General features: G+C 59.9%; 17 protein-coding genes. 15 read left to right on the forward strand and 2 right to left on the reverse strand.

The genetic code is table 11. From position 1 onward, the window contains the following. Positions 1–80 precede the first annotated feature (80 nt). Entirely contained in the window at positions 81–956 is an 876-nt protein-coding gene (miaA, locus tag MK6180000_RS06555; RefSeq protein WP_138934007.1) for a tRNA (adenosine(37)-N6)-dimethylallyltransferase MiaA, read from the reverse strand. 169 nt (positions 957–1,125) lie between these two features. Here miaA and pyrH point away from each other — a divergent pair, with 169 nt between their 5' ends. The 13 genes from pyrH to lpxB all read left to right on the forward strand — a co-directional run bounded on the left by pyrH (position 1,126) and on the right by lpxB (position 13,330). Continuing rightward, on the forward strand, positions 1,126–1,857 hold the full coding sequence (gene pyrH / locus MK6180000_RS06560) for a UMP kinase (RefSeq protein WP_138934008.1): 732 nt from the start codon (positions 1,126–1,128) through the stop codon (positions 1,855–1,857). Between the two features lie 57 nt (positions 1,858–1,914). Further along, positions 1,915–2,478 carry a ribosome recycling factor gene (gene frr, locus MK6180000_RS06565; RefSeq protein WP_138934009.1) on the forward strand — a complete coding sequence of 188 codons (564 nt, stop codon included), beginning with the start codon at positions 1,915–1,917 and terminating at the stop codon, positions 2,476–2,478. Then, a complete protein-coding gene (gene uppS, locus MK6180000_RS06570; protein ID WP_138934010.1) occupies positions 2,478–3,242 on the forward strand; it encodes a polyprenyl diphosphate synthase in 765 nt (254 codons plus the stop codon). The genes frr and uppS overlap by 1 nt, the downstream gene beginning before the upstream one ends. Beyond that, positions 3,239–4,021, forward strand: a complete 783-nt coding sequence (locus MK6180000_RS06575) for a phosphatidate cytidylyltransferase (RefSeq protein WP_138934011.1) — start codon at positions 3,239–3,241, stop codon at positions 4,019–4,021. Before uppS ends, MK6180000_RS06575 begins: the two co-directional genes overlap by 4 nt. Continuing rightward, on the forward strand, positions 4,018–5,172 hold the full coding sequence (gene dxr, locus MK6180000_RS06580; protein ID WP_138934012.1) for a 1-deoxy-D-xylulose-5-phosphate reductoisomerase: 1,155 nt from the start codon (positions 4,018–4,020) through the stop codon (positions 5,170–5,172). The genes MK6180000_RS06575 and dxr overlap by 4 nt, the downstream gene beginning before the upstream one ends. A gap of 53 nt (positions 5,173–5,225) precedes the next feature. Beyond that, the gene (rseP, locus tag MK6180000_RS06585; protein WP_138934013.1) at positions 5,226–6,572 is read left to right on the forward strand and encodes an RIP metalloprotease RseP; all 1,347 of its coding nucleotides are present in this window, start codon (positions 5,226–5,228) and stop codon (positions 6,570–6,572) included. A 188-nt stretch (positions 6,573–6,760) separates the two neighbouring features. Further along, a complete protein-coding gene (locus MK6180000_RS20850; protein WP_281283954.1) occupies positions 6,761–6,886 on the forward strand; it encodes a hypothetical protein in 126 nt (41 codons plus the stop codon). 135 nt (positions 6,887–7,021) lie between these two features. After that, a complete protein-coding gene (gene bamA, locus MK6180000_RS06590; RefSeq protein WP_425466826.1) occupies positions 7,022–9,376 on the forward strand; it encodes an outer membrane protein assembly factor BamA in 2,355 nt (784 codons plus the stop codon). 35 nt (positions 9,377–9,411) lie between these two features. After that, on the forward strand, positions 9,412–10,023 hold the full coding sequence (locus tag MK6180000_RS06595; protein WP_171054564.1) for an OmpH/Skp family outer membrane protein: 612 nt from the start codon (positions 9,412–9,414) through the stop codon (positions 10,021–10,023). Positions 10,024–10,109: 86 nt separating this feature from the next. Beyond that, positions 10,110–10,574: a 3-hydroxyacyl-ACP dehydratase FabZ gene (gene fabZ, locus MK6180000_RS06600; RefSeq protein WP_138934015.1), complete on the forward strand. Its 465-nt coding sequence runs from the start codon at positions 10,110–10,112 to the stop codon at positions 10,572–10,574. Further along, entirely contained in the window at positions 10,571–11,365 is a 795-nt protein-coding gene (gene lpxA, locus MK6180000_RS06605; RefSeq protein ID WP_138934016.1) for an acyl-ACP--UDP-N-acetylglucosamine O-acyltransferase, read from the forward strand. The genes fabZ and lpxA overlap by 4 nt, the downstream gene beginning before the upstream one ends. 4 nt (positions 11,366–11,369) lie before the next feature. Beyond that, positions 11,370–12,179 (forward strand): LpxI family protein, encoded by an 810-nt coding sequence (locus MK6180000_RS06610; protein WP_138934017.1) that lies wholly within the window; start codon positions 11,370–11,372, stop codon positions 12,177–12,179. Further along, positions 12,176–13,330, forward strand: coding sequence for a lipid-A-disaccharide synthase (gene lpxB, locus MK6180000_RS06615; protein ID WP_138934018.1), 1,155 nt, complete (start codon positions 12,176–12,178; stop codon positions 13,328–13,330). The genes MK6180000_RS06610 and lpxB overlap by 4 nt, the downstream gene beginning before the upstream one ends. Here lpxB and mnmA read toward each other — a convergent pair. Then, positions 13,327–14,472 (reverse strand): tRNA 2-thiouridine(34) synthase MnmA, encoded by a 1,146-nt coding sequence (gene mnmA, locus MK6180000_RS06620; RefSeq protein ID WP_138934019.1) that lies wholly within the window; start codon positions 14,470–14,472, stop codon positions 13,327–13,329. The two genes, lpxB and mnmA, sit on opposite strands and share 4 nt — an antisense overlap. 185 nt (positions 14,473–14,657) lie before the next feature. Here mnmA and sciP point away from each other — a divergent pair, with 185 nt between their 5' ends. Both sciP and ctrA read left to right on the forward strand, forming a co-directional pair. Then, positions 14,658–14,936, forward strand: coding sequence for a CtrA inhibitor SciP (sciP, locus tag MK6180000_RS06625; protein WP_138934020.1), 279 nt, complete (start codon positions 14,658–14,660; stop codon positions 14,934–14,936). Between the two features lie 92 nt (positions 14,937–15,028). Then, complete coding sequence (ctrA, locus tag MK6180000_RS06630; protein ID WP_138934021.1) at positions 15,029–15,745, forward strand: response regulator transcription factor CtrA; 717 nt, start codon at positions 15,029–15,031, stop codon at positions 15,743–15,745. The last annotated feature ends 140 nt before the right edge of the window (positions 15,746–15,885 follow it).

The following is a 15,885-nucleotide window of genomic DNA, read 5'->3' on the forward strand; positions in this document are numbered from 1 at the left end:
CATGTCGGAATGGTCCAAGTTTATCCCGCGATTGCAGGGATATACATTGCAAAAAATCGTAAATGGGAAAATCGGCGGTTTTAGGGCAGCGTGATGGCCTGCCAGCCATTCATACGCGCACGAAACCACGTGCGCTGGCGCTTCGCAAATTGCCGAGTGGCGATCGTGGCGGCGTCGGTCGCGTCCTGTAATGGCATTTCACTGCGCAGATAGGCCGCCAGTTCGGGCGCGCCGATAGCCTTGGCACTGGGGCGCTCCATTCGACCGCTATCTATCTGAGCGCGTACCTCATCCAGCGCGCCCGCCTCGATCATCGCATCCAGTCGCCGCGCGATGCGCGCATTCAGCCACTCACGCTGGGCGTCCAGCAGCAGGGCATGACAGCCAGCCAGCGGCAGCAAGGGCGGCGGCGTACTATCCTGCCAATCTGCCAGCCCGCGCCCGGTGGTGCGCTGCACCTCCCATGCGCGCTGCACGCGCATGGGGTTCTGCAGGTCAATGCGAGTGCGGGTTGCAGCATCCAGCGTGTCGGTCATCTGGTCGAGCTTGCCTGCGTTGCGCAGGCCGTCGCCCTCGGCCCGGACGTGCGGCGGGGTCGGCGGAATTTCGGCCAGCCCCTCGGTGAGTGCTGTAAAATACAGACCTGTGCCACCGACGATGATCGGCCTCGGCCCGTGTGTTAGCAGCGGCGCTACATCGCGCAGCCATTGGCCCACGGAATACTCTGCATCCTGAGGGACGTGGCCATATAGCGCGTGAGGCGCGCGCGCCTCATCCGCCTGCGTCGGGCGCGCGGTCAGCACGCGCCACCCGGCGTAGACCTGCATGGAATCGGCGTTGATGATCCTGCCGCCGAAACGCTCTGCGATTTCTAACGCCAACGCCGATTTGCCAGACGCTGTGGGTCCGGCGATAAGCACGGGCAGATCCTCGGATATGTTCAAACCGCTCAGCATGGCGGCGCTTTTAACGCAGGCACTTGGCACTGGCGAGGCGTTTTGCCGTCTCGGCCACATAAGAGCCCCGTTTAAACGATTGAACTATGCCGCCGTTTGCGACATTTTGCGCGCCAGACAGCCGCAGACAGCCGCAGATAGCGCCAGCCAGCCAATCAGGAGTCATCCCATGCCCGACAGCGACACCCCCAAGACGACCTTTCGGCGCGTAATGCTGAAAATCTCTGGGGAGGCGCTGATGGGTGATACGGCATATGGCCTGCATCCGCCCACAGTTGAACGGATCGCGCGCGAAGTTAAGGTTGTGCACGACATGGGCGTCGAGATTTGCATGGTCATCGGCGGCGGCAACATCTTTCGCGGGTTGCAAGGCTCTGCGCAGGGGATGGAACGGACGACCGCCGACTATATGGGCATGCTGGCCACCGTGATGAACGCGCTGGCAATGCAGAGCGCCCTGGAAGAATTGGGCGTATTCTGCCGGGTGATCTCGGCCATCCGCATGGACGAGGTCGCCGAGCCATACATCCGCCGCCGCGCCGTCCGCCACTTGGAGAAAAAACGCGTATGCATCTTTGCCGCGGGCACGGGCAATCCCTACTTCACGACTGATACCGCCGCGACACTGCGGGCCAATGAAATGGCGTGTGAGGCGATCCTGAAGGGCACCAAAGTCGACGGCGTCTATGACAAGGACCCGATGACGAACCCTGATGCAGTGCGCTATGATCGCATCACCTATGACGATGTGCTGCAAAAACACCTAAAGGTTATGGATGCCAGCGCAATTGCACTGGCGCGCGACAACAATCTACCCATCATCGTCTTTTCCCTCGACGAGCCGGGAGGCTTTAAGGGCATCTTAGCCGGTCAGGGTACATACACAACTGTCCACGCCTGACAGGCGCCCGGTCGATATTGGCCGCGAACTGATAGACTGACTGCAAGAGGATACATCATGGCCGACGATATCGAAATCGACACAGCCGATCTGGAACGGCGCATGGAGGGGGCGATTGCATCGCTTAGAGTCGAATTTGCCTCGCTGCGCACGGGCCGCGCCAGCGCCTCGCTGCTGGAGCCTGTGATGGTCGACGCCTACGGCCAGATGACCCCGATCAATCAGGTTGGCACCGTCAACGTCCCAGAGCCGCGCATGGTCACGATCAACGTGTGGGACAAGGGGCTGGTCAACAAGGTTGAAAAAGCCATCCGCAACAGCGGCCTTGGTATTAATCCGCAAATGAACGGCACCATCATCATGCTGCCCATTCCGGAGTTAAACGAGGAACGCCGCCGCGATCTGACCAAAGTCGCATCGACATATGCCGAAAACGCCCGCGTCGCCGTGCGCAACGTGCGCCGCGACGGCATGGATCAGATTAAAAAGGGCAAGGTAAACGGCATGTCCGAGGACGACCAGAAATTCTGGGAGACTGAGGTGCAGGACCTGACCAACCGCTTTATCGGCCGCGTGGACGAAACGCTTGAGACGAAGCAGGCGGAGATCATGCAAGTTTGATGTTTGGACGCAATGGCATAAATGGCGCAGGATGTGTCGAAACGGCGGGCGTTGAGGCGCAGCAGGGCCCGCGCCATGTCGCCGTCATTATGGACGGCAATGGCAGATGGGCGCAGGCGCGCGGGCGTCCGCGCCTTTTTGGCCACCACGCTGGCGCAAAGCGCGTGCGCGAAATTGTAAATGCCTGCCCTGATTTGGGGGTCAAGTATCTGACGGTCTTCGCCTTTTCCACCGAAAATTGGAATCGCACTCAGACCGAGGTCGCGGGCCTGATGAGTCTCTTTCGCCGTTACATCTCCAAGGAGACACGCGCGCTGCGCGACGAGGGCGTGCGTGTGCGCTTTATCGGGGACCGGGTGCGACTGGATAACAAGCTGGTCGTGCTGATGGACGAGCTAGAGACGATTACAGAACTAAATGACCGGGTTCACCTGACCATCGCGCTGAATTACGGCAGCCGCGATGAGGTGAGCCGCGCGATCAAAGATTTGGCAGGCGACATCGCTGCAGGCACGCTGGCGCCCGAAGATGTGGATGAGGAAACGCTGACAAGGTATTTGGATACAAAGGTTTTGCCCGATCCAGATCTTGTTATCCGTACGTCTGGCGAGGCTCGCGTGTCAAACTTCCTGCTGTGGCAATCGGCCTATGCGGAATATGAATTCGTCGACACGCTCTGGCCCGATTTTACCAAAGATATCTTCGCCGGGATTGTTTCCGCCTATGGCGTGCGCGACCGGCGCTATGGGGGGGTCCGCCCGTGACCCGAAAGGACCGTTGGAGCGATCTGAACGTCCGCCTGATTTCGGCTGGTGTAATGATCGTGCTCGGCATCATTGCGGTTTGGCTGGGCGGCGTCCCCTTTACAGTGGCCATCTGGGTGCTGGGCGGCGCTATGGTCTGGGAGCTGTCGAGGATGCTGGGCGGGCAGGCTTGGGCGCCGGGTATGGGCGTGGTCGCCTCGCTTGCGCTGGCGCTGGCGTGGCTGCTGCCAGTGTGGCTGGCGCTACCGGTGCTGATCGCGGTCGCGTGCTTTGGCGCATGGCAAATCGCAGAGCGCCGAATCCTTTTTGGCGCTTTTGCGGCAGCGATCCTTTTGGCTTGCTACGCTACGCTCCTCTTGCGGATTGAGGCGGGCATGGCGTGGCTTCTGTGGGTCGTTTGTGTGGTCGTCGCAACTGATGTTGCAGGCTACGTGGCTGGGCGCGCTTTGGGCGGACCCAAGCTATGGCCCGCGATCAGCCCTAAAAAAACATGGAGCGGTACTGTCGCTGGCTGGCTGGCAGCAGGCGTTATGGGCGCCGGTTTTGGTATTTTTCTAGGCGAGGGTACAGGCCTAATGCTGCTTTCGGTCGTTCTGTCCGTCGCGGGGCAGGCTGGCGACATTTGGGAGAGCTGGATCAAGCGCCGCGTCGGCGTCAAGGACAGCTCCAACCTGATCCCCGGTCATGGCGGCGTGCTGGACCGGTTCGACGCGATGCTAGGTGCGACGTTGCTCGCCGGCGCGCTCTGGCTCTTCGGGCTGTTGCCGGGCATTATATGAGGCGCATCACTATTTTGGGTGCCACCGGCTCGATCGGTCAAAGCACGCTCGACCTGATCCGCCGTGCGCCGGGCGATTATGCGGTGGTTGCGTTGACTGGTGGACAGAATATCGCGCAGCTAGCACGCGATGCTTGCGAACTGCGCGCAGAGGTGGCGGTGACCGCTGATCCGGCACGGTTGAACGATCTTCGCGCCGCGTTGGACGGCAGCGGTGTTCGCGCGGCAGCGGGTGAGGCCGCGTTGATTGAGGCCGCAACCATGCCCGCCGACTGGATCATGTCGGCCATCGTTGGCGTGGCTGGACTTGCTCCGGGGCTGGCCGCATTGGGGCAGGGCACTACACTGGCGCTTGCCAATAAGGAATCGTTAGTGACCGCGGGGCCACTGATGCTTGCCACAGCCGCTGCGCATGGCGCGCGTATCCTGCCGGTCGACAGCGAACATTCCGCAATCTTTCAGGCGCTCGTCGGCGAAGATCGCGCCGCGGTTGAGCGTGTGGTGATCACCGCGTCGGGCGGCGCGTTTCGCGATAGGCCGCTGGCCGAACTAGCGCATGTCACAGTGGCCGAAGCATCCAAACATCCCAACTGGGATATGGGCCAGCGCATCACAATCGATAGTGCCTCGATGTTTAACAAGGCGCTTGAAATCATTGAAGCCAAAGAATTCTTTGACCTTGAATCTGATTGCATTGAAGTTCTGGTGCATCCGCAGAGCACCGTTCACGCGCTGGTTGGCTTCAACGACGGCGCGATGATGGCCCATGTCGGTGCGCCCGATATGCGCCACGCCATCGGCTATGCGTTGAATTGGCCGCACCGGCGCGCGCTGCCTGTCGCGCGGCTGGATCTGGCCGCGATCGGTACGCTTGATTTTGCGCACCCCGATCCGGCGCGCTATCCGGCGTTGGCCCTCGCGCGGCAAGTGATGGCGGCCGGCGGTCACTCTGGCGCGATCTTCAACGCAGCCAAAGAACGCGCGCTGGATCACTTCATTTCCGGACATATCAATTTTACAGCGATGAGCACGCTAGTCGCGCGCGCTCTGAACGAGATCGGCGGCGATACCAGCGGCGAAATCACGCTTGAAAGCGTGGGGCGCTGGGACCACCTTACACGGCAACACATAGATCGGCTTGTCGCCGCCTGACGCGTGCGCCGCCAGCACTCACAAAAGCCACCAACGGCAGAATAGGACATCTCTTGGACATCTCCGCGCTTATCCCGCAATTCGGCAGTTTTATCGGTGTGGTGGCGGCCTTCGTGGTCGCGCTGTCGGTGATCGTGGCGATCCACGAATACGGCCACTACATCGTTGGCCGTTGGTCCGGGATCAAGGCTGAGGTGTTCTCTCTCGGGTTCGGTCCGGTCATCTACTCGAAGGTTGACCGCCATGGCACGCGCTGGCAACTGGCCGCGCTTCCCTTTGGCGGCTATGTAAAGTTCCTCGGCGATGCGGATGCGGCCAGCGGCAAAGATGTGGCCGCCATGGCGGCCACCCCGCCCGAGCGGCTACGCCAGACGATGCACGGCGCACCGCTATGGGCGCGCACTGCTACTGTCGCTGCGGGACCTGTCTTTAACTTTGCGTTGTCGATCCTGATTTTTGCCGGCGTCATGATGGTGCAGGGCCAGCGGGCCGAGCCGCTGGCAATCGGCGCACTAAAGCCGGTGCCGGCCCAAGGCGTCGAGTTGCGTCCCGGCGATACAATATTGGACATCGCGGGCGCGGGCGTGCCGGGATACGATGACCGCGGCGCGTTCGACGCGTTTTCGGAAGCCCTGCCTAACCAACAGGTGATGGATTACCGCGTTCTGCGTGACGGCACTGAGGAAACCGTGCTAGGGCCGCATCCGCTTCCACCGATTGTGACTGGTCTGGCTCCGCAATCGGCGTCCTACCGTGCGGGAATAAAGACTGGCGACGTGATAACCGCCGTGAACGGCGATCCAATTTCGTCCTTTACTCAGCTTAAAAACATCGTTGAGGCATCGAACGGCGCGCCCCTCGCGCTGGATGTGTGGCGCAAAGGCGAAACGTTGTCGCTGGAACTGACACCGCGCCGCGTGGACGAGCCGCAAGAAAACGGCGGCTTTGCCACCGCGTGGCGCATAGGCATCGCCGGCGGCTGGGCATTTGAGCCGGGCACAGAGCGGATGGGCCCGCTGGCGGCACTGGGAACCGGGGTGGAGCAGACCTATGCGGTCGCCGCAGGCTCGCTGTCAGGCCTCTACTACATGGTGACAGGCGCAATCAGCAGCTGCAATATGTCCGGCCCCTTGGGAATCGCCCAGGCATCGGGGGCAATGGCGTCACAAGGCGCATCAGATTTTATTTGGTTCATCGCTGTCTTGTCGACGGCCGTGGGACTATTGAATTTGTTTCCCGTACCGGTTTTGGACGGCGGACATCTGGTGTTCTACGCCTATGAGGCCGTGGTGGGGAAGCCGCCCAGCGACGGTGCATTGCGGGTAATGATGACCGCAGGTTTGGTCATGATCTTAGGCCTGATGGTCTTTGCGCTCTTCAACGATATCTGGTGCCCTTAAGGCCAGTAATCGATCTCTGCCCACCACATATTGCGACTTTGCGGCGTAGCGAGTAGGCACGCCGCAAACACGATTTGCCCTTATTTTGCCACATTTTCGCGCCGGATCGCGCCATAATGCGGCGTCATACCTCGTAGCGAAGCTGCCCGTTAACCAAGGGCGCCACGCATCAGACGAGGAGATGACCGATGCAACACATCACCGGCGGATACAAAGGCCTCGGCCTATTTATCGATGTGAACTGCGATCGCTTTCTGATGCCCGGCGCACTGGCTATTGCGCTCTTTGCAGGGGCATACATCGCCTCACTCTGAGGCGTGTCTGAACCGCTCACTTGTCTGCCTCAGTGGTGCGCTCTTGGGCGGGCGCGCGGCTGAATTGGCATTTTGACAAGCCCACCCGGACCCGTTACTGAAAGTCGTTATTAGCACGTCTGACCGGGTGGAAACATGAACCTTACAAATTTCCTGTGCGCGCTGCGCCTTCGCAAATTTTCGCGCGGTAGCAGCGAAACCCGTACCGGGTCTCGCCGTGTTACTGCAGGGACGCTGCTCATCGCGTCTATGGCGCTCGTGTTCTCACTGGCGCCCACAGCGCCAGAGGCGCAATCTTACCGCTTTACCAACGTCGTGATCGACGGCAACCAGCGGATCGAGTCTGGCACGATCCTGACTTATGCGGGCATCGGGCGCGGGCAGACCGTTTCGGCGGGCGAGTTGAACGAGGCGTATCAGCGCATCGTCGGCAGCGGGCTATTTGAAGAGGTCTCAATCGATCCACGCGGTAGTACGCTGCAGATCACGGTTACTGAGTATCCGACGATCAGCAAGATCGCCTTTGAAGGTAACAAGAAAATCAAGGACGAAGATCTGGCCGGCCAGATCGAGAGCGCTTCGCGAAAGGTCTTTAATCCGGCCACGGCCGAGCGCGACGCCGCGACTATCGTCAGCGCATATGCCGAAAGCGGCCGCAGTGCTGCGCGCGTCAATCCAAAGGTAATCCGCCGCAATGATAACCGCGTTGATCTGGTTTTTGAGGTTTTCGAGGGCAAGAAAATCGAAGTTCAGCGTCTTAGCTTTGTCGGCAACCGTGCCTATTCAGACCGCCGGTTGCGCCGCGTCGTTGACAGCAAGCAGGCGGGCCTCTTTCGTGCGCTGATTAACCGAGACACCTTTGTTCAGGACCGTATCGAGTTCGACAAACAGTTGCTGTCAGATTTCTACGCTGCGCGGGGATACGTCGATTTTCGCATTACAGGCGTCAATGCCGAACTGGCGCGTGAACGTGACACCTATTTCCTGACCTTCAACATTCAGGAAGGCCAGCAGTTCAAGTTTGGCCGCATCACCACTGTTAGCGAGATGAACGGTGTGAATCCCGCCGAGTATCAAGATGTGTTGAAGGTGAAGCCGGGTCAGATTTATTCGCCCACGCATGTCGAAAACTCGATCGCCCGTATGGAGCGTTTGGGTGTTCGGCAGGGCGTCGATTTCCTGCGCGTTGAGCCGCGTATCACCCGCAACGACCGCAATCTCACGCTGGACGTGGAATTCGCGCTGGTGCGCGGGCCGCGCATCTTTGTTGAGCGGATTGATATTGAAGGTAACACCACCACATTAGACCGCGTGATCCGCCGCCAGTTTGATACGGTCGAGGGCGACCCATTCAACCCGCGGGAAATTCGCGAATCTGCCGAACGCATCCGTGCATTAGACTTCTTTGAGACGGCCGAAGTGGAGGCACGCGAAGGCTCAACCCCCGACCAGGTTATCGTGGACGTTGACGTTGAAGAGAAAAGCACAGGCTCGCTGTCGTTTGGTGCGTCCTATTCGACCAGCAGCGGCGTCGGCTTCTCGGTCGGCTTTGCCGAGCGTAACTTTCTTGGACGGGGCCAGCGCCTATCGGCACAGGTTTCGGCTAGCGCAGATCAGGCTAATTACAGCCTCAGCTTTGTCGAACCTGCCTTTCTGGGCCGCGACGTGGCGTTCGGGCTGGACTTTGGTCTGATTGAGACGACTGATGACTTTGCTTTCTACGACACCACGATCGGGACACTTCGCCCCAGCCTTACTTTCCCGGTCAGCGAAAATGGTCGCCTGTCGCTGCTCTATAGTGCCGCGTATAAGGACATGAGCAACTATACAGGCACCAGCGGCATCCTCGCGAACGAGACGCTGCGCGGCGGGGAGTTTTCTAGCGGCTTGGGTTACGAGTATACCTACGATACCCGCAGGACAGGTCTGAACCCGAATGCAGGCGTTTTGCTGTCCTTCGGGCAGGAGTACTACGGTTTGGGCGGCGATCAGGAATACATCAAGTCCGGCTTTCGCGGCATTGCCCAGACCAAGGTGCTGAACGAAGAGCTGACCTTGCGTGCCACCTTGGAAGCCGGCGCGCTGAACTTCACTGGCAGCGATAACAGCCGTGCCGTTGATCGTTTCTCGGGCCAAATCATGCGCGGCTTTGAGCCAAACGGGATAGGACCCACAGAAGCAGGCGAGCAACTGGGCGGCGACTTCTTTGCCTCGCTGAAGTTCGACGCTGAGTTCCCTCTGGGCCTGCCGGACGAGTATGGCATCACCGGTGGCGCGTTCTACGACATCGGCAGCATCTGGGATATCAACACGGCAGGCGCAACGGGCGTTCTGGCCTCGACCGGGTTCAAGGCACGCCACGCAGTTGGCCTGTCGGTCATCTGGCAGTCACCGTTCGGCCCGCTGCGCTTTAACTTCTCCGAGGCGCTGCAAAAAGAGCCGGGCGACAAGACGCAATCGTTCGATTTGTCCATCGCCTCCAGGTTCTGATGCTACTGGATGTGGCGAGGGCTGCTTGCCGTTTGATGCGGGGGGCGGCCCTGACGGCGGCGCTTACGCTTTGCCATCTGCAGGGCGCGCAGGCGCAGGATGTGGGCGTCGTTCAAAGCCAGATATTGGTGCTGGACCCGGATCGCTTGTTTGCTGAAAGCCAAGTGGGCCAACGGCTGACCGATCAGTATCAAAGCGAGCGTGACGCACTGATCGCAAGTAACCGTGAGCTAGAGGCGCAACTGCGCGGCGAAGAGCAGGCGCTAACCGCATCGCGCAGCACGATGAGTGCGACTGATTTTAGAGCCGAGGCCGATGCCTTCGACGCGCGCGTCCGCTCGATCCGGACCGAAAATGAGCGCAAGGCGCGTGATCTTGAGCGGGGCCGCGAACTAGCCCCCTTGGCCCTGATGCGGATGGCCGAGCCGATTTTGATTCAGGTGATGCGCGACACGGGCGGGCAGATTATTTTGGATAATCGCCAGGTTTTACTACGTGCCGACGCAATAGACATCACGGATCTCGCGATTGCGCGTGTCGACGAGACGATTGGCGATGGCACTGACATAGGCGCAGAGGCGGCGCCGATCCCCGATGCACCGAAGTCGCAAGATACTGCGCCGGAAGCGGGCGATACCGCTGATTGATCCGGTGGTTCTTGCTCCGCGCTGGCCGAATTGTTACATGGTTGCGCAGCTTGCCTGCGCCGCCGCGCGCGCCTGAAAGGAATTAAATGACACAGCCGCTCGCCTCTGCCGACATCTCCATGATCCAGCGGCTGATCCCGCACCGCTATCCGTTTTTGTTGGTAGACAAGGTGCGCGACATCGACGGATATCAAACCGCCGTCGGAATCAAGAACGTGACGATGAATGAGCCGCATTTTCAGGGCCACTTCCCCGGCAAGCCGATCATGCCCGGCGTCACGATCATTGAGGCGATGGCGCAGACCGCTGCCGTCATGGTGGGCACTGCGCTGGAGATGCAGGACAAGAATATGCTGGTCTATTTTATGGCCATCGATAAGTGCAAATTCCGCCGCATGGTCGTACCTGGTGATGTTCTGGAAATGCAATTGACGACCGCACGCGGCAAGCCCGGTGGCAAGGTTTGGAAGTTCGCGGGCGTTGCCACCGTTGACGGCGAAATGGCCTGTGAGGCCGAATTCACCGCCATGATGGATCTTGGCGCCGCATGACCGCGGCGGGCATCCACCCCAGCGCCATCGTTGAGGCGGGCGCGCAGATCGGTGCAGGCTGCACCATCGGCCCGTTTTGTCATATCGGCCCGGATGTCACGCTGGGTGACGAGTGCACGTTAAAGAGCCACGTGGTCATTACTGGCCAGACGTCTATCGGAGCGGGCAGCACTATCTACTCGTTCGCCTGCATCGGAGAAGTGCCGCAAGACCTAAAGTTTCAGGGCGAGAAGACTCGTCTAGAGATCGGCGCGCGCGCCCGTATCCGCGAAAATGTGACGGTCAACACCGGCACGGCGGGCGGCGGCGGCGTAACGCGGATCGGCGATGACTGTTTGTTGATGGCCGGATGCCATGTGGCGCATGACGTGCGCATCGGCGACCGGGTGATTGTCGTGAACAACGCTGCGCTGGCCGGACATTGTGTGATTGAGGATGACGTGATCCTCGGCGGTCTGTCGGGGGTACACCAGTTCGTGCGGATCGGGCGCGGCGCAATCATCGGCGCGGTCACTATGGTGACGAACGACGTCATTCCCTATGGGCTAGTGCAGGCGCCGCGCGGCGTATTGGACGGGCTCAATCTGGTCGGGCTAAAGAGGCGCGGTGTGGGCCGGGCCGACATTACCGCCTTGCGCGCCGCGTTTCAGATGCTGGCGCAGGGCGAGGGCACCTTTCAGGAGCGGGCGCGCCGTATGGGCGCCGAATCGGATAGCGCTTATGTGGCGCATATCGTCGATTTCGTGACCGGTGACAGTGATCGCTCGTTTCTCACGCCGGGACAGGGCTGATATCGTGACAGACCGCCTCGCCATTCTCGCCTGCGGCGGTGCGCTACCGGTGCTGCTAGCGCAAGCGCATCCAGATGCGCTTCATTATACGCTGCGCGGCGTACCTAGCGAGTTGTCCGGCAGCGCGCAGGAGTTTGCGCTGGAGAAGATTGGCTCGCTCTTTGCGGCGATGAAGGAAGCCGGTATTGGCCGGATGGTTTTTGCCGGATCGCTGAGCCGCCCCGCACTGAACCCCGCTAAATTCGACGCCGAGATGACGCGCATTGCCCCCGGACTGATGGCCGCGATTCCGCAGGGCGACGATGCGCTGCTTCGCTTTGTCATCGCTACGTTCGAGGCGCAGGGACTTACCGTTCTTGGTGCGCATGATTTGCTACCGGGTCTGACGGTTGAGCAAGGGCTGGCCGTTGGTCCTGTACCAAGCGAGGCCGAATTGGCCGATACCGCCCGCGCGGCGCACATCCTCAGTGAGATTTCTGCGCTGGATATCGGGCAGGGCTGCGCTGTTGCAGCTGGGCAATGTTTGGGGATCGAGACGGTGCAGGGCACTGACGCTTTGCTGGCTTATGTGGCTCAGGTGGCACCCGAGCTGAGGCGCGGGCAACGCGGCGTCTATGTCAAAGCGCCCAAGGCGGGGCAGGATCTGCGCATTGATATGCCCACGATTGGCCCCTCGACAATTGCAGCGGTCGCCGATGCGGGTCTTGCCGGTTTGGTCGTTGCGGCGAATCAAGTTGTAATCATAGACCGTGACGCGACGCTCGCCCTTGCCAAAGAGCGCGGTATTTTCCTGATATCCCAGATATTTGCATGAAGGTGTTCATCCTCGCCGGTGAGGCCTCTGGCGATCGTTTGGGCGCGGCGCTGATGGCTGGCTTGAAAACCCTATCAGATGTTGAGTTCGAGGGAATCGGTGGCCCCTTGATGCAGGACGAGGGGATGGACAGCCTCTTTCCAATGGACGAGCTTAGCGTCATGGGCATCACTGAGGTGCTGCCAAAATATCGCCACCTCAAACGCCGAATTCGCCAGACAGCTGATGCAGCTTTGGCGAGTGGCGCGGATGTCTTGATCACCATCGACAGCCCTGATTTTTCGCTGCGCGTCGCCGGTCTGGTCAAGACGCAGAGCGATATTCGCACGGTCCATTATGTTGCGCCGTCGGTCTGGGCATGGCGGGCCGGGCGGGCGGCCAAGATGGCACGCGTCATCGATCATGTGCTTGCCTTGCTGCCGTTTGAGCCGCCCTACATGCACGCCGCCGGTATGGAGTGTGATTTTACCGGCCATCCCGTCGTGGCCGAGCCGCAGGCAAGCGCGGCCGAGATGGCTCAGTTCAGGGCGCGCCACGCCTTGGGCGACGCGCCCGTGCTGCTGGTTCTACCCGGCTCTCGCAAGGGCGAGGTGGCCCGGCTAGGTCCGATTTTTGGCCGGGCACTGGCGCCTGTGCTGGCACAGCATCCCAGCCTCAGGCTGATCGCGCCAACGACAGCGCATGTCGCGCCGGTGTTGCGCGAGGTATCGGCAGATTGGCCGACTGCGCCGCTCATCATTGACCCATCGGACATGAAGAGTGATGATTACAAGGCTGAAAAGAGGGCGGCATTTGGCATCGCATCGGGCGCGCTGGCAGCGTCTGGCACCGTCTCACTAGAGTTGGCGGCAAGCGCGACACCCATGGTCATCGCCTATGATGTAAGCTGGATCAGCCGCCAGATTATTGCGATGATGCTGAAAATTGATACGCTGACGTTGGTCAACCTCGTTAGCGAAACGCGCGCAATTCCAGAGTGTAACGGGAAGCATTGTAATCCGGCAGAGATATCGGCAGCGGTGCTAAAGATGCTGGATATGCCCGGCGCGCAGATAGCCGCGATGGAGGATACTATGCTACGCCTTGGCAAGGGCGGCGAGGCGCCGGGCCTACGCGCCGCTCGTGCGATATTGGCGGGCCTGAAGCGTTAGTAGCCGCGCCAGATCCAACCACCGCCCAAGATACGGCTGCCGCCCGCCTCATAGAATACGCAGGCCTGACCGGGCGACACGCCTTCCTCAGGTGTCAGCAATTCCACCTCGGCTGTGGTGGCCGACAGGGGCCGGATTACCGCCTCGCGCGGCGCTCGTGTCGACCGGATCTTCACCATCACATTTCGCTCTGACACCGCATCGAACGTATCGTCGCCTAGCCAATTAATCTCGCGCACGGGCACAATCGCTGCGCTCAGTAGCTCCTTTGGTCCGACGATGACTTGACGCGCATCCACATCCAGTTTGACCACATATAGCGGCGTCTCTAGCCCGCCGATGCCAAGGCCGCGCCGTTGGCCGACGGTGTAGTGCAACACGCCGTTGTGCTGGCTTAGGACGTTTCCGTCCATGTCGACGATCTCGCCCGGTTCAGCGGCGCCGGGACGCAGCTTCTCGATGACGGAGGCGTAATTGCCATTCGGGACAAAGCAGATGTCCTGACTGTCAGGCTTGTCCGCGACGCTTAGACCGTATTTCGCGGCCAGTGCGCGGGTCGCATCCTTTGACGGCAAGTGGCCGAGGGGAAAACGCAGATAGTCCAGCTGCTCCGCCGTAGTGGAAAAGAGAAAATATGACTGGTCCCGATTCGCATCCGCCGCCGAGTGAAGCTCTGGGCCGTGCGTGCCCGTCTTGCGCTGGATGTAGTGCCCGGTTGCCATGCAATCGGCGTCCAGATCGCGGGCGGTCTCTAGCAAATCCTTGAATTTCACCCGCTCGTTGCAGCGGATACACGGTACGGGCGTGGCGCCTGCCAGATAGCTGTCTGCAAACTCATCTATGACAGCCTCCTTAAAGACGTTCTCATAGTCGAGGACGTAGTGAGGAAACCCCATTTTTTCGGCCACCCGCCGCGCGTCATGAATATCGAGGCCCGCGCAGCATGCCCCTTTTTTCGCTAGCGCCGCGCCATGATCGTAGAGCTGCAGTGTCACGCCGACGACGTCATAGCCTTCCTCGGCCAGTTGCGCCGCCACGACCGAGCTGTCGACGCCGCCCGACATCGCGACGACGACACGCGTTTCGCACTCAGGCTTGGCAAAGCCGAGGGAGTTAAGGCGGTGTGCGGTATCCAGGGACATTGGGCAGGGTCCGTTTGAGGGGCGTTATTCTGTCACATAGTGGTCCGCGCGGCAAAACGCAAAAGGCTTTCCAGCCTGAGTGCGAACCCGGTTTAGGCAAATCCTAGCTATTTGGATCGCGTCGTTTCAGGCGCCGTTAAGGCTAAGTCGGCCATCTTGACCTCGTCAGCATGAGGATAATGACGATGTATTTGAAAAAAGTTGAGGGCCCCCGGGCCGTGACCCTGCCAAGCGGCAAAGTGATGACGCAGGCCGATCTACCGCCTGCCGATACCGCGAGATGGGTCGCCTCGCGCAAGCTGTCTGTGGTGCGCGGCGTTCTCTATGGTCTTGTTACGCAAGGGGAAGTTTGCAAACGGTATCAACTGAGCGAAGAAGAGTTCGAGGAATGGGTCCGCGCGGTGTCGCTGCATGGTGAGGACGCGTTAAAGGCGACGGCGCTGAAGATTTATCGACAACCTTGAGTTGTTTTCGCGAAATGTTCGCCTATGGTAACTTGTAGTTAACCAATTTTCACCAGTGTGTGAATAACAGGTCATTTTGCGGAGATTAATGAATGCGTGTCCTTCTGGTAGAAGACGATCCTACAACATCCAAGAGCATCGAATTGATGCTGACCCATGCGAACCTCAACGTCTATACGACCGAGTTGGGCGAGGAGGGCATCGATCTAGCCAAACTTTACGACTACGATCTTATTTTGTTGGATTTAGGTCTTCCCGATATGACGGGCCATGACGTTCTTCGTCAGCTTCGCCTTGCGCGGATCGAAACCCCGATCCTTATTCTGTCTGGCGCCGACGATACCGACAGCAAGATCAAGGGCTTCGGTTTTGGCGCAGACGACTACCTGACCAAGCCATTCCACCGCGAAGAGCTGGTGGCGCGTATTCATGCGATCATCCGTCGGTCAAAGGGGCATTCGCAGTCGGTGATCCGGACGGGCGTGATCAATGTCAATCTCGACGCCAAGACGGTCGATGTCGCAAGCAAAGCAGTCCATCTTACTGGCAAAGAGTACCAGATGCTTGAGCTGCTGAGCCTGCGCAAAGGCACAACTCTGACAAAGGAAATGTTCCTGAACCATCTTTACGGTGGCATGGACGAGCCTGAGCTAAAAATCATCGACGTCTTTATTTGCAAGCTTCGCAAAAAGCTGACCGAGGCGACAGGCGGTCAGAGCTACATCGAGACAGTCTGGGGCCGCGGTTATGTGCTGCGTGATCCCGAACCTTCCGAGGTGGACCAAGAGAGGCTGGCGGTAGGGGCCTGAGACGACAGGGCCGGGGCAGAGGATAAAACTGTGGCACCAATCTGCACTTAACCGCCGCCTTTGTCCTACTATAATCCCTGCGAGACGAGGGTTTTTGAGTGCTGCAAGCGCATCTCTCTCGCTTGCGCACTGGACCTCAC

Source organism: Roseovarius arcticus, assembly GCF_006125015.1.
GTDB classification, from domain to species: Bacteria; Pseudomonadota; Alphaproteobacteria; order Rhodobacterales; family Rhodobacteraceae; genus Roseovarius; species Roseovarius arcticus.

Coding starts and splice junctions, on each gene's coding strand:
- uppS (WP_138934010.1), top strand. CDS start 2,478: ATGTTTGGACGCAATGGCATAAATGGCGCAGGATGTGTCGAAACGGCG.
- MK6180000_RS06595 (WP_171054564.1), top strand. CDS start 9,412: ATGCGGGGGGCGGCCCTGACGGCGGCGCTTACGCTTTGCCATCTGCAG.
- fabZ (WP_138934015.1), top strand. CDS start 10,110: ATGACACAGCCGCTCGCCTCTGCCGACATCTCCATGATCCAGCGGCTG.
- MK6180000_RS20850 (WP_281283954.1), top strand. CDS start 6,761: ATGCAACACATCACCGGCGGATACAAAGGCCTCGGCCTATTTATCGAT.
- ctrA (WP_138934021.1), top strand. CDS start 15,029: ATGCGTGTCCTTCTGGTAGAAGACGATCCTACAACATCCAAGAGCATC.
- dxr (WP_138934012.1), top strand. CDS start 4,018: ATGAGGCGCATCACTATTTTGGGTGCCACCGGCTCGATCGGTCAAAGC.
- sciP (WP_138934020.1), top strand. CDS start 14,658: ATGTATTTGAAAAAAGTTGAGGGCCCCCGGGCCGTGACCCTGCCAAGC.
- pyrH (WP_138934008.1), top strand. CDS start 1,126: ATGCCCGACAGCGACACCCCCAAGACGACCTTTCGGCGCGTAATGCTG.
- bamA (WP_425466826.1), top strand. CDS start 7,022: ATGAACCTTACAAATTTCCTGTGCGCGCTGCGCCTTCGCAAATTTTCG.
- lpxA (WP_138934016.1), top strand. CDS start 10,571: ATGACCGCGGCGGGCATCCACCCCAGCGCCATCGTTGAGGCGGGCGCG.
- mnmA (WP_138934019.1), bottom strand. CDS start 14,472: ATGTCCCTGGATACCGCACACCGCCTTAACTCCCTCGGCTTTGCCAAG.
- lpxB (WP_138934018.1), top strand. CDS start 12,176: ATGAAGGTGTTCATCCTCGCCGGTGAGGCCTCTGGCGATCGTTTGGGC.
- miaA (WP_138934007.1), bottom strand. CDS start 956: ATGCTGAGCGGTTTGAACATATCCGAGGATCTGCCCGTGCTTATCGCC.
- frr (WP_138934009.1), top strand. CDS start 1,915: ATGGCCGACGATATCGAAATCGACACAGCCGATCTGGAACGGCGCATG.